The following is a 12270-nucleotide window of genomic DNA, read 5'->3' as shown; positions in this document are numbered from 1 at the left end:
CATGAGCACCCCCGCAGAAGCCCGCACCGGCGCGGAATCAGCCCCCGTTTCGGCTGTTGAGCAGCGCCTGGCCGAGCTCGGCCTGACGCTCCCCGAGGTTGCCGCCCCCGTGGCCTCCTACGTTCCCGCCGTCATCTCCGGCAACCACGTCTACACCTCCGGCCAGCTGCCGTTTATTAACGGCAAACTCGAAGCTACGGGCAAGGTGGCCGCCGGTGCCGAAGCATTCGCCGACGAGCCCACGGTTTCCCCCGAAGACGCCCAGAAGTACGCCGCAGTGTGCGCTGTGAACGCCCTCGCCGCCGTCAAGAGCGTCATCGGCGACCTTGACCGGATCACCCGGATCGTCAAGGTTGTGGGATTCGTCTCCTCCGACCCCACCTTCACCGGGCAGCCCGCCGTGATCAACGGAGCCTCGGAACTGCTGGGCCGCGTCCTCGGCGACGCAGGCCAGCACGCCCGTTCCGCCGTCGGCGTTGCAGTCCTTCCCCTCGACTCCCCGGTGGAAGTCGAACTGATCGCCGAATTCAGCTAGGACCGGTCCTTTCCTTGCCACAGCTCGCCCGCCGTCTTTTTGCACTCCCCGAGGAACTTGTTGGAGCAGCGCAAAGCTGGCTTGAACACGGCGAGCGGACACCCCGGGCCGCACGCCTGGCGTCCTCTGTAGTCCTGCTGCGGGATTCCCCCAACGGCCTGGAAACCTGGCTGGCCTACCGGCCGGGTTCCTCGCCGTTGGGGGTTCTTGCGTTCCCCGGCGGATCGCTGGACACGGCCGACGACGATCCCATGGGCTGGCTGGGCCCCTCACCCCAGCACTGGGCTGAGCAGATGGGAACGGACGACGTCGGGCTGGCGCGCCGGCACGTCGTGGGCGCCATCCGCGAACTCTTCGAAGAAACCGGGATCCTGCTGGCCGGGCCAGACATGTCCAGCACCGTGGAGGCCACCTCCACCACCGAGTGGATGCGTGCCCGCGTTGCGGTGGCCGAACAGGAAAAGACCCTCGCGCAGGTGCTGGACAAGCGCGGCCTCCTGCTGCGGACCGACCTGCTGAAGTCCCTGGTCAACTGGCGCACCCCCGACTTCGCGCACCGCCGCTTCGATACGCGCTACTTCGCCGCTACGGTCCCCATGGGCCAGGAACCTACGCTGCTGGACGGCAAAGGCATCTGGGGCCGCTGGGTCAACGCCGCGCAGGTCATCGAAGGACGCAACACCACGGCCCTCGGCGATGAAGCGGGGCAGGAGAACACCACCGGGCAGACCCTGGGCAAGCTTCTGGTGCCGGGCTCCGAGATCATGCTCGAAAAGATGGCATCGGCCAACGGCTGCATCGCCTACCTCAGCTACAAGCGCAAGGCGCACGTCTACCAGCCGGCCCTCGTGGAAGAGGACGGACAGCTGATGCTCGAAGTGGAAGCCGCCAAGACCACCCCCGGCGACCCCCAGCGCGAACGCTAACGTCACGCGCGCTCTCTTGTGGTGGGCAAATCGCAAACGCGCGCTCACTTGTGGCGGGCAAATCGAAAACGCGCGCTCTCTTGTGGTGGGCAAATCCCAAACGCGCGCTCACTTGGCGGGCAAATCCCAAACGCGCGCTCACTCTCTCAAGAGTAGTGAGCGGGCGTCGGTTGGGATGCCGTCAGTAGTGAGCGGGCGTCGGTTGGGATGCCGTCAGTAGTGAGCGGGCGTCGGGTGGGATGCCGTCAGTAGTGAGCGGGCGTCGGGTGGGATGCCGTCAGTAGTGAGCGGGCGTGTCCGGGCAACGGGGAGCAGAAAGGCCGCCCTTCCACCGAGGAAGGGCGGCCTTTTCCGTTTCGCTGAGGTGCGCGGCGCTTAGCGTGAGCGCTGGCGGAGGCGCTGCATGTCCAGGATGACGACGGCGCGGGCTTCCAGGCGGAGCCAGCCCCGCTGGACGAATTCGGCCAGGGCCTTGTTGACGGTTTCGCGCGAGGCGCCCACCAGTTGCGCCAGCTCTTCCTGCGTGAGTTCGTGGGCCACCAGGACGCCGTCGGTTGCCGGGCGGCCGAAGCGGTCTGCGAGGTCCAGGAGGGCCTTGGCCACACGGCCGGGGACGTCCGAGAAGACGAGGTCCGACAGGGAGTCGTTGGTGCGGCGGAGGCGGCGGGCCAGGGCCTGCAGCAGCTGCGCGGAAACCTCGGGGCGGGTGCGCAGGAGGTTGTTCAGGCTCTCGTTCTTGAGCCCGGCCAGCCGGGTCTCGGAAACGGCGGTGGCCGTGGCGGTGCGCGGGCTGGGGTCGAACAGTGCCATCTCGCCGAAGAGCTCGCCCGGGCCGAGGATAGCCAGGAGGGACTCGCGGCCGTCGGGGGAGGTGCGGCCGAGCTTCACCTTGCCGGAGACGATGAAGTAGAGCTGGTCACCCTGGTCGCCTTCGCGGAACACGGACGCGCCGCGGGAAAGGTCCACCTCGGTGAGCTCGTCCGTCAGCAGACGGAATGCGTCGTCGTCGAGCGTGGCGAAAAGGGGTGCTCGGCGCAGTACCTCGATGTCCATGAAATCTCCTGAGTAAAAGTATCGTCTGTGGCGCTTTTGCCATTGTTTCAGAATTTTCAAGCTTCTGTGACGAACTTGGCAGCCGAAACGCCTATAAGACGGCCTGCGACGGGGCTTGCCTGTCCCGGCCGGGAGGCCCTCTGTGACGGGGATGACGTCACAGAGGATTGTCAGGGACCCCCATTAGAATGAGGTTTCAACTGTTTATAAGGAGCCTTCGTGGTCGGCTTGACTGTCCTGGACCTGATCCTGATCCTGGCGTTGCTGTCCTACCTGGTCTACGGGCTGCGGAACGGCTTCCTCGTCACTGTTGGCGGCCTGGTCGGTTTTGCAGCCGGCGCCGTCGCCGCCTTCTTCGCCGTCCCGCTGGTCAGCGGCTTCGTTGCGGACTCCGGATGGAGGCTGACCGCCATCGTGGCTGCCGCCGTCGTACTGGTGGTGCTGGGCCACGGCCTGGGCACCATGGTGGGCCGGCAGGTCCGGGGCGCCGTGCGGATCCGGCCGCTCCGCGCCGTGGACCGGCTGGTGGGTGGGGCCGTGAACGTGGTTGTTGCGGCGCTGGTGATGTCCATGCTGGCTTTCAGCGTCAGCTCCCTGGGTGTGCCGATGGTGTCGCAGCAGCTGGCCGAATCCAAGGTCATCCGTTTCATCGACGGACTGACTCCCATCCCCGTCAAGGCCACCATGGCGCAGCTGCGCTCCACGGTGATCGGCAACGGCATCCCCACCCTGATCGAGGGCCTGGGGCAGGGTCCGGCTGTTCCCGTTCCCAACGCCAGCACGGATACGCCCGCACTCAACCGTGCCGCCGCATCGGTGCTGCGCATCGCCGGAACTGCGTACGAGTGCGGCCAGAACCAGACCGGCACCGGCTTTGTGGTGTCCGAGGACCGCGTGGTCACCAACGCGCACGTGGTGGCGGGCGTGTCGCAGCCCGTTGTGGAGATGCCCGACGGCGATGCCATCCCCGGGCGTGTGGTCTACTTCGACAGCAGGCACGACCTCGCGGTGCTGGCCGTCGACGGGTTGCCTGCGCAGCCGCTGTCCCTGTCGGCAGACCTTCCCGGTGGCAGCCCCGCCGCGTTCTCCGGCTACCCCCACGGCGGACCGTTCCAGTCCAAGCCGGCCACCGTCCAGGACATCGCCACCGTCCTGGTGCCCGATATCTACGGCAACAACCCGGCCCCCGAAGACATTTACCGGCTGGCCGGTGACGTGCAGCCGGGCAATTCCGGCGGGCCGCTGCTCACCACTGACGGCCAGGTGGCCGGAGTCATTTTCGCCAAGGCCACAACGGACTCGGACGTGGGTTTCGCCATCACCATGGATGAGCTGAACCCGGTGGCCGCGCAGGCATCTTCCCTGAGCGCGCCGGTGTCCTCCGGCCAGTGCATCCAGAAGTAGGGGCTCCCGAAGCAGCTAGAGGGTCTCGGCCAGGTAGTCGATGGCCAGCCGGTACCCGGTAACGCCCGCGCCCACAATGACGGCCGCGCACACGGGCGACAGGTAGGAGTGGTGCCTGAATTCCTCGCGCTGGTGCACGTTGGTGATGTGGACCTCGACGGCGGGAAGCTGCACCGCGGCGAGGGCGTCACGCAGTGCCACAGAGGTGTGGGTGAAGGCGCCGGCGTTGATGACGATGCCTGCCGCTGTTTCGCGCGCGGCGTGGATGACGTCAAGCAGGACGCCTTCGTGGTTGGACTGGACGCATTCCACCGCGAACCCGTGCGCCGCCGCTGCTGAGCGTGCCAGCTGCTCCACATCGGCGAGCGTCGAGGTGCCGTACTTTTCGGGCTCCCGGGTGCCGAGCAGGTTCAGGTTGGGGCCGTTGATTACCAGGATGGTGCCGCGGCCGGTGTCCGGGGTGGAGGCTTCAGTCATGCCTGCCAATCTATCGGCTGGCCCGGCGTGCCGTGCATTCTTACGTGCCTCCTCCTGTCGGAGCCTGGAGCTAGCATGTATCCCATGACCACTTCGGCTGTGCCGGGGCCCCGGGGGCCTGTGACGCGTAAGGATGTTGCGCGGTTCGCCGGGGTGAGTACTGCCGTGGTGAGTTATGTGGTGAATGGTGGTCCGAAGCGGGTGGCGCCGGCTACGGAGGCGAAGGTCCAGGATGCCATCCGGCGGTTGGGGTACCGGCCCAATGCTGCGGCGCGGGCGTTGAAGCTGGGCTCGAGTGAGACCATCGGGCTGGTCATTCCGGATAACAGCAACCCGTTCTTTTCGTTGCTGGCCCACGCGGTGGAAGAGGCCGCAGCGGATTTGGGGTATGCGCTGGTGTTGACCAATTCGGACGGGAACGTGGCCAAGGAACGCCGGAACGTCCGCAACCTGGCGGCCCGGCAGGTGGACGGCGTGATCGTCTCGAGTGTGTTGATGGAGCCCGGGGCGGCGGACTTCGAGTCGGCGGAGGTCCCGGTGGTGTTGTTGAACCACAGTGCCGAGGCGCCGGGGTTCAACAGTGTGGGCGTGGATTTGGTGGCCGGTGCAAGGGCTGCCGTGGAGCACCTGATCGGTCACGGGCACACGAGGATCGCGTTGGCGATGGGAACGAACACGGGTAATTATTATGACGGCCGGGAGGAGGGCTGGTTGCAGGCCCTGGCCGGCGCGGGCCTGCCGGAGGGCCCCATTGTGCGGACCCCGTTCACGCGGGAGGGCGGTTACGCTGCGGGCAAGCGCCTGCTGGCCGCGGCGGAGCGGCCCACGGCTATTTTTGCGACGTCGGACCTGCAGGCCGTGGGGATCCTCCGGGCGCTGCACGAGGCGGGCCTGTCCGTACCGAAGGACATGGCGTTGGCGTCCTTCGACGGGTCGGCGGAAGCGGAGTACAGCTGGCCGCCCCTGACCACGGTCAAGCAGCCGGCAAAAGCCATGGCCGAAGCCGCGGTCAACGCCCTGATCGGCACCGGCCGCGGCAACACCCCCGAACACCTCATCTTCCCCGCCGACCTCCAGGTCCGCCAATCCTGCGGCTGCCCCTGACTACCTGCCTCAGGCAGGCTGGCCGAGGGCGGGCGCGAGCCGCAGCCTGCCAACCCTGTCCTGCAGGACGCGCTGTGCATCGGAACCGAGCCCGGGATCGCTGATGACCTCGTCTACGTCGTCCAGCGACGCAATGGAACTGATGCCCAGCACACCCCATTTGGTGTGGTCCGCCAGCACCACGGTCCTGCGGGCTGCGGCCACGAAGGCCCGGTCGGTCTCGGCTTCCAGGAGGTTGGGGGTGGTGAAACCGGCCACCGAGTCCATGCCGTGGACACCGAGGAACAGCAGGTCCAGGTGCAGCTGCTTGAGGGCGCTCGTGGCGATGGGCCCCACCAGGGCGTCCGAGGGCGTGCGCTGGCCGCCGATCAGGATCACCGTGGAGCTGTAGCGGGCCGGGCCCGTGGAAGCGGCATGGTGGAACAGGTCCGCGATGCGCACCGAGTTGGTGACCACCGTGATGGGCGGCCCGTTGACCAGTTCCTTGGCAAGCGCCCACGTGGTGGTCCCGGCGCTCAGCCCCACCGCCATCCCTTCCTGGACCAGCGCCGCAGCCTCCACCGCAATGGCCCGCTTCTCCGCTGTCAGCTGGGTGGACTTCTGCTCGAAGCCGGGCTCGTGGGTGCTGGCATCGCCGGGAAGCTTGGCCCCGCCGTGGATGCGTTCCAGCTTGCCGCCCTCCTCCAGCAGTTCGATGTCCCGGCGTACCGTCATCAGTGAGACGCCCAGTTGCTGGGCGAGGTCCGAGACGCGGACTACCCGTTCGCGCTGGACGACGTCCACTATTGCCTGGTGGCGTGCTGCGGGGAGCATTGGAGATCCTTTCGTGCTGCGGTGGGGGAGCGGTCTCCCCGTCACCTTCCATGATGGTCTACCCCTTGCTGGAACCAAGAGTCAGGCCCGCAACAAACTGCCGTTGCAGGAGCAGGTAGATCACCAGCGTGGGGATGACGGTGATGACCGCCCCCGCCGCCAGGAGGTTGTAGTTGCTCAGGAACTCGCCCTGCAGGTTGTTGATGGCTGTGGTGATAGGGAGCCGGTTGCCGCTCTGGATGAAGATCAGGGGCCAGAAGTAGTCGTTGTAGATGAAGATGACCTGGAGGGTGCCGAGTGCGGCGAAGGCCGGCCGGCAGAGCGGCATGATGATTTCCCGGTACTGCCGCCAGATCCCGGCGCCGTCCACCAGCGCCGCCTCCGTCAGGTCCGCCGAGAGGGCCTTCATGTAGTTGGACAGCACGAACGTGCAGAAACCCATCTGGAAGGCGGTGTTGACGGCAATGACGATGATGTAGGTGTTCAGCATGTTCCCGGAGTCGCTGAACGAGTAGGGCACTTCGAAGTGCTTGGCCATTTCGAACAGCGGCGCGGCAAGGACCTGCGGGGGCAGCAGGTTGCCGGCGGTGAACATGATGAGCAGCGTGACATTGAACTTCCAGCTCACCCGGCTGACTGCAAAGGCCATCAGGGACGCCAGGAACAGGGTCAGCAGCACGGCCGGGACGGTGATGATGACGGAGTTCCAGAAGTACGTGGCGAACCCGCCCTGCGTCCAGGCCTGCACGAAGTTATCGAAGTTGAAGTCACCGGCGAAGCTGAAGTACCCGTGTTCGTTCGTGGAGGCCACCGGGCGGAGCGCCGTGTACAGCGACCAACCGAGGGGAACCAGCCACATCACCGCCATGACCACGAGGAAGATGTGCGTGCCGTAGTGGCGCTTGGGCCTGCTGCCGGTGCGCGGAGCGGCAGCCGCCGGGGTCCTGCCGGTGCGGACCGTGGGTGCTGGGGTGGTGCTCATACTCTGTTCTCCTTGCCAAAGGTGCGGCTGAGGTAGAAGACGATGGGGACGAGGGAGATAACCAGCAGCACCACAGCCAGGGCGGAGCCGACGCCGATCACCTGGCCTTCGCCGACGAGGTTCTGGATCACCAGGGCGCTGAGCATCTCCAGGCCGTTGGTGCCGCGGTTGATCACGTACACCACGTCAAAGGCCCGCAGGGATTCGATGATGGTGATCACCACAATGACGATGTTGATGGGGCGCATGGCCGGGAACACCACCCGGAAGAAGGTCTGCGCGGCATTGGCACCGTCAATGGATGCCGCCTCCCGCAGGCTGGGGTCCACGCCTTTCAGGCCGGCTAAATAGAGGAGCATGACGTAGCCGGCGTGCCGCCAGGTGGCCGCGATCATGGCGGCCCAGATGTTCACGGACGAGTCTCCGAACCAGTCGACGGCCTGCGGCGTCCCCGCAGTGCCGAGGAGGAAGTTCAGGAGGCCGTTGTCGCGCTGGTAGAACAGCTGCCAGATAATACCGATGAGGGCCAGGGAGAGCATCACGGGTGCGAAGAAGATGCTCTGGTAGATCTTGCTGCCGCGGATGTTCTGGTCCAGCAGCACCGCCAGCAGCAGGCCGAGCGGCGTAGCGATCAGGGCCAGGAAGAGGAGCCACATGAGGTTGTGCTGGACGGCCGGCCAGAAGGGCGGGTAGTCCTGGGTGATGTACTGGTAGTTTTCGGTGCCGGCGGGACGGATGTCGGCCAGGTCCAGGCCGTTCCACCGGGTAAAGCTGAGCCCGATGGACATCAGCGTCGGCAGCCACACCAGGGCCAGCTCAATCAGGGTGGGGATGCCCACCATCAGCGACAGGACCACTTTGTCCCGGCCCGTCAGGCGGCGGACCCGGCCGCCCCTGGTCCGGCCGATCCGGCCGCCGCCGGGTTCCTGCGCTTCCGGCGGGATCAGTTCTTGCGCGGTGCTGCTCATGGAAATCTTCCCTCTGCTGGTGGGACGCCGCTGGGGCGGTGCTGCTGGGTGGGGACGCTGGAAGGGAACGGACGACGGCGGGCGTGCGCCGCCGTCGTCCGTCCTGCAGTGTTGCGGTGCCGGTATGCTGTGGGCGGCTACTGCGCGGCGTAGAGGGTCTTGGCCTGCGCCTCGAGGTTTTTGACGTCCATCTTGCCGTCCTTGATGAAGCTCTGGAGGGCGGGAATCATTACGTTGTTGGCCATGGCCGGCAACGCGTCACGGTCGAAGAACTGGCTGATGTACTTTGCATCGGCGATGGTTTCGGCACACTTCTTGTTCAGCGGGCTGAACTTGGAGGTGTCGGTCCCCTTGGCGGTGGCGATGTTGGAGGCATCCACTGCGGCGTAGGCGTCCTGCGCTTCGGGTGTGCCCAGGTACGCCATGAAGTCCCGCGCAGCCTTGTTCTCGCCGCCCTTCTTGGAGAGCAGGAGGCCGTCGATGGGGGCCTCGACGGCGTCCCGGCCCTCCATGGCGATCTCCGGGAAGGCGAAGAAGTCGATGTCGGCCAGCACTGCCGCATCGGTGAATTGCTGGGTGACGAACGAGCCCAGCAGGTACATGCCGGTCTTCTTGGACTCAAGTGACTTGGCGGCATCCTGCCAGGTCTGGCCTAGGGCCCCGGGATCCTGGAACGGCAGCAGCGCCGACCAGGTGTCAAAGACGGCGCTGACCTTCTGCTGGTCCCAGGATTCCTTGTGCGCGCACAGGTCCACGTGGAACTGGTAGCCGTTCAGCCGCATGTTGATGTAGTCGAAAGTGCCCATGGCCGGCCAGCCGTCCTTGTCCGCGAAGCCGATGGGGATGATGCCGTCCCCCTTCATCTTGGCGGCGAGGGTCTTGAGGGCGTCAAAGGTTTCCGGGACCTCGTACCCCTTCTCGGCCCACAGGCTCTTCCGGTAGAAGAACCCCCACGGGTAGTTGTAGTTGGGGACGAAGTACAGCTTGCCGTCGGGCCCGGTGGAGGCCTTCTTCAGGGCATCGGAGTAGTTCGCGCCGATAGTTTCCCAGACGTCGTCGATGGGAGCCAGGAGTCCCTTGCCGGCGTAGTACTGCATCCGGTAGCCGGCAAACCAGGTGAAGGTGTCATCCGGGGAGCCCTGGAGGTAGGAGTTGATCTTGTTCTGGAAGTCGTTGTGGGGGACCGTGTTGGTGGTGACCTTCTTACCGGTCTTGGCCGTGAAGGCATCGGTGACCGCCTGGTAGGCCCGCTTGGGCACATCGTCGGAGGAGCCGGAGCCGAAGGTCAGTCCGCCGGAATCGGTACCTGTTGCGGACGGTGCGCTGCCGCCGGTGCAGGCTGCGAGGAACGGGATGCCGGCCAGGCTGGCAGCGCCAACGCCGGCGGTCTTGAGGATGCTCCGCCTGCTCGGGAAGGCAGTTGCGGACGCATCAAACGGTGAAGCCATGTTCTCTCCCTTGAGTAATAGCAGCATGTGAGGCACCTCACATCAGTACGACTATAACCTCGCAAAACAGAACATGGAAGAACGCTTAATAACACGTTTGCAATTGTTATTTTTGAATCGTCACAAATGCCGGATGGCCCCGTTTATCCCGGAAATACGGGGTAAACGGGGCCATCCGTCGATGCTGCGGCAATTACTAAGCCAGTGTTACTTTCTGAGCGACTGCGCGATCTGCTGCATGATCGTGGGATCGGCCAGGGTAGTGGCGTCGCCCGGGTCGCGGCCTTCGGCGACGTCCTTGAGCAGGCGCCGCATGATCTTGCCGGAGCGGGTCTTGGGCAGTTCCGGGACCACCAGGATGTTCTTGGGCTTGGCGATGGGGCCGATTTCCTTGCCCACGTGGTTCCGGAGTTCCTGGACGGTTTCGTCGCCGTTGTTCGCGGCGTCGCCGCGGAGGATGACGAAGGCCACGACGGCTTGGCCGGTGGTCTCGTCCGAGGCGCCCACGACGGCGGCCTCGGCCACGGCGGGGTGGGAGACCAGGGCGGACTCGATTTCCGTGGTGGAAAGCCGGTGCCCGGAGACGTTCATGACGTCATCCACCCGGCCGAGGAGCCAGATGTCGCCGTCCTCGTCCTTCTTGGCGCCGTCCCCGGCGAAATACATGGTTTCGAACCGGGACCAGTAGGTGTCCTTGAACCGTTCGGGGTCGCCCCAGATTCCGCGGAGCATGGCCGGCCACGGTTCACGGATCACCAGGAACCCGCCGTGCCCGTCGGGTACGGACTGACCCATCTCGTCCACCACGTCCACGGCGATGCCCGGCAGCGGCACCTGGGCGGAGCCGGGTTTCGCTGCGGTGACGCCGGGAAGCGGGGCGATCATCTGGGCGCCGGTTTCGGTCTGCCACCAGGTGTCCACGATGGGCGCCTTGTCCCCGCCGATGACCGTCCGGTACCACATCCACGCCTCGGGGTTGATGGGTTCACCCACGGAGCCGAGGACCCGGATGGAGGACAGATCGTACTTGTCCGGGATGTCCCGGCCCCACTTCATGAAGGTGCGGATGGCGGTGGGGGCGGTGTACAGGATGGAGACCTTGTACTTTTCCACGATCTCCCACCAGCGGCCCTGGTGCGGTGAGTCCGGGGTGCCCTCGTACATGACCTGGGTGGCGCCGTTGATGAGCGGTGCGTAGGTGACGTAGGAGTGCCCGGTGACCCAGCCGACGTCGGCCGTGCACCAGTACACGTCCGTCTCCGGGTGCAGGTCGAATACCGCCTTGTGCGTGTACGCGGTCTGGGTGAGGTACCCGCCGGTGGTGTGCAGGATGCCCTTGGGCTTTCCGGTGGTGCCGGAGGTGTACAGGATGAACAGCGGGTGCTCGGAGTCATGCCCGACGGCGGTGTGCTCGGTGGACGCTTCACCGACGGTTTCGTCCCACCAGTGGTCGCGGCCCTCGTGCCAGTCCACGTCCTGGCCGTTGCGCTTGACCACCACGACGTTCTGGACCGTGTGCCCATCCTGGGACAGGGCTTCGTCCACTGCCGGCTTCAGCGCACTTGGCTTGCCGCGGCGGTACGTCCCGTCAGCGGTGACCACCAGCTTGGCCTCAGCATCGTCGATGCGTGAGCGCAGGGCGTCGGCGGAGAAGCCGCCGAATACCACGGAGTGGACCGCGCCGATCCGTGCGCAGGCGAGCAGCGTGATGACCGCCTCGGGGATCATGGGAAGGTACACGGCCACACGGTCGCCCTTGGACACGCCGAGGGACTCGAACGCGTTCGCTGCCTTCTTCACTTCCTCGGTCAGCTCGGCGTAGGTGTAGCTGCGGCTGTCGCCCGGTTCGCCTTCGAAATGGATGGCGACGCGGTCGCCCAGGCCGTTTTCCACGTGCCGGTCCAGCGCGTTGTACGCGGCGTTGACTTCGCCGCCCACGAACCACTTGGCGAACGGCGGGTTGGACCAGTCAAGGGCTTCACTGAAGTCTTTGCTCCAGGTGAGCAGCTCGCGGGCCTGCTTGGCCCAGAAAGCCGGCCGGTCGGCGTCGGCTTCTGCGTAATCGCCGGCCTTGACCACTGCGTTGGCCGCGAACTCCGGCGTGGGCGGGAAGGTCCTGGTCTCATGCAGCAGGTTTTCAAACGCGTCGCCCTGCTGTGCACCCTGTCCTGCCGGGGCAGCGGGGACGGTGGCCGTGGAGCTTGGAGTGTCCTGGGACATGTGAACCTCATCATTCATCGATCTTTGCTGCGCGGGATGCAGGCCACGGCCGTGCCGGGCCGCAAGCACGACACCGGGCACCGGCCGATCACGGACATACCGCAAAGAGCTGTTCCGGAATACACCCTAACTCTTGCCGGCACGGCCATGTGTGCCTTGTCACAGTTGTGCCCGTAAGCGGCATTTTTTGTGCGGTGAATGGTTTCTGTGGCAGTTCGGGGAGGTCCCCCTGCCGCCGTTTCAGCTAGTGATCAGCCGGGCTGTTGACTAGGCTGAAATGAAATTGTGACTTTACTTCGGGCCCGCGGGCCGGGCTCCGTGCCCGGCCGGGGGAACGGTG

The 12270-nt window shown here is 65.8% G+C and carries 11 protein-coding genes; 4 read left to right on the top strand and 7 right to left on the bottom strand.

The window, feature by feature from the left end:
- Position 1 precedes the first annotated feature (1 nt).
- A complete protein-coding gene (locus BLT71_RS17820) occupies positions 2 to 535 on the top strand; it encodes a RidA family protein (RefSeq protein WP_015938334.1) in 534 nt (177 codons plus the stop codon).
- A 14-nt stretch (positions 536 to 549) separates the two neighbouring features.
- Positions 550 to 1461 (top strand): NUDIX hydrolase, encoded by a 912-nt coding sequence (locus BLT71_RS17815; protein ID WP_091722979.1) that lies wholly within the window; start codon positions 550 to 552, stop codon positions 1459 to 1461.
- Positions 1462 to 1836: 375 nt separating this feature from the next.
- Here the strand turns inward: BLT71_RS17815 and BLT71_RS17810 are convergent, their stop codons facing one another.
- Positions 1837 to 2514, bottom strand: coding sequence for a Crp/Fnr family transcriptional regulator (locus BLT71_RS17810; protein ID WP_009359192.1), 678 nt, complete (start codon positions 2512 to 2514; stop codon positions 1837 to 1839).
- Between the two features lie 219 nt (positions 2515 to 2733).
- On the opposite strand from BLT71_RS17810, the gene BLT71_RS17805 reads away from it, so the two are divergent.
- Complete coding sequence (locus BLT71_RS17805) at positions 2734 to 3918, top strand: MarP family serine protease (RefSeq protein WP_091722976.1); 1185 nt, start codon at positions 2734 to 2736, stop codon at positions 3916 to 3918.
- A gap of 15 nt (positions 3919 to 3933) precedes the next feature.
- Here BLT71_RS17805 and aroQ read toward each other — a convergent pair whose 3' ends face one another.
- Positions 3934 to 4395 carry a type II 3-dehydroquinate dehydratase gene (gene aroQ / locus BLT71_RS17800; RefSeq protein ID WP_091722974.1) on the bottom strand — a complete coding sequence of 154 codons (462 nt, stop codon included), beginning with the start codon at positions 4393 to 4395 and terminating at the stop codon, positions 3934 to 3936.
- Positions 4396 to 4470: 75 nt separating this feature from the next.
- Between aroQ and BLT71_RS17795 the strand changes: the two genes are divergently transcribed.
- On the top strand, positions 4471 to 5499 hold the full coding sequence (locus tag BLT71_RS17795; protein ID WP_407681224.1) for a LacI family DNA-binding transcriptional regulator: 1029 nt from the start codon (positions 4471 to 4473) through the stop codon (positions 5497 to 5499).
- 9 nt (positions 5500 to 5508) lie between these two features.
- Here the strand turns inward: BLT71_RS17795 and BLT71_RS17790 are convergent, their stop codons facing one another.
- The 5 genes from BLT71_RS17790 to acs all read right to left on the bottom strand — a co-directional run bounded on the left by BLT71_RS17790 (position 5509) and on the right by acs (position 11930).
- Positions 5509 to 6312, bottom strand: a complete 804-nt coding sequence (locus BLT71_RS17790; protein ID WP_091722971.1) for a DeoR/GlpR family DNA-binding transcription regulator — start codon at positions 6310 to 6312, stop codon at positions 5509 to 5511.
- A gap of 58 nt (positions 6313 to 6370) precedes the next feature.
- Positions 6371 to 7294: a carbohydrate ABC transporter permease gene (locus BLT71_RS17785; protein WP_091722968.1), complete on the bottom strand. Its 924-nt coding sequence runs from the start codon at positions 7292 to 7294 to the stop codon at positions 6371 to 6373.
- Positions 7291 to 8262, bottom strand: a complete 972-nt coding sequence (locus BLT71_RS17780) for a carbohydrate ABC transporter permease (RefSeq protein WP_091722966.1) — start codon at positions 8260 to 8262, stop codon at positions 7291 to 7293. The genes BLT71_RS17785 and BLT71_RS17780 overlap by 4 nt, the downstream gene beginning before the upstream one ends.
- A gap of 137 nt (positions 8263 to 8399) precedes the next feature.
- Positions 8400 to 9710, bottom strand: coding sequence for an ABC transporter substrate-binding protein (locus BLT71_RS17775; RefSeq protein WP_172830004.1), 1311 nt, complete (start codon positions 9708 to 9710; stop codon positions 8400 to 8402).
- A gap of 207 nt (positions 9711 to 9917) precedes the next feature.
- Positions 9918 to 11930 carry an acetate--CoA ligase gene (gene acs, locus BLT71_RS17770; protein WP_091722959.1) on the bottom strand — a complete coding sequence of 671 codons (2013 nt, stop codon included), beginning with the start codon at positions 11928 to 11930 and terminating at the stop codon, positions 9918 to 9920.
- Positions 11931 to 12270 lie beyond the last annotated feature (340 nt).

Source organism: Pseudarthrobacter equi (genome assembly GCF_900105535.1).
GTDB lineage: Bacteria > Actinomycetota > Actinomycetes > Actinomycetales > Micrococcaceae > Arthrobacter > Arthrobacter equi.
The sequence above is the reverse complement of the archived record's forward strand: the minus strand, read 5'-3'. Positions and strand labels throughout refer to the sequence as shown.

Excerpts from the sequence above, each read along its gene's own strand:
- BLT71_RS17820 (WP_015938334.1), top strand. The coding sequence starts at position 2 with ATGAGCACCCCCGCAGAAGCCCGCACCGGCGCGGAATCAGCCCCCGTT.
- BLT71_RS17810 (WP_009359192.1), bottom strand. The coding sequence starts at position 2,514 with ATGGACATCGAGGTACTGCGCCGAGCACCCCTTTTCGCCACGCTCGAC.
- aroQ (WP_091722974.1), bottom strand. The coding sequence starts at position 4,395 with ATGACTGAAGCCTCCACCCCGGACACCGGCCGCGGCACCATCCTGGTA.
- BLT71_RS17795 (WP_407681224.1), top strand. The coding sequence starts at position 4,471 with ATGTATCCCATGACCACTTCGGCTGTGCCGGGGCCCCGGGGGCCTGTG.
- BLT71_RS17790 (WP_091722971.1), bottom strand. The coding sequence starts at position 6,312 with ATGCTCCCCGCAGCACGCCACCAGGCAATAGTGGACGTCGTCCAGCGC.
- BLT71_RS17785 (WP_091722968.1), bottom strand. The coding sequence starts at position 7,294 with ATGAGCACCACCCCAGCACCCACGGTCCGCACCGGCAGGACCCCGGCG.
- BLT71_RS17780 (WP_091722966.1), bottom strand. The coding sequence starts at position 8,262 with ATGAGCAGCACCGCGCAAGAACTGATCCCGCCGGAAGCGCAGGAACCC.
- BLT71_RS17775 (WP_172830004.1), bottom strand. The coding sequence starts at position 9,710 with ATGGCTTCACCGTTTGATGCGTCCGCAACTGCCTTCCCGAGCAGGCGG.
- acs (WP_091722959.1), bottom strand. The coding sequence starts at position 11,930 with ATGTCCCAGGACACTCCAAGCTCCACGGCCACCGTCCCCGCTGCCCCG.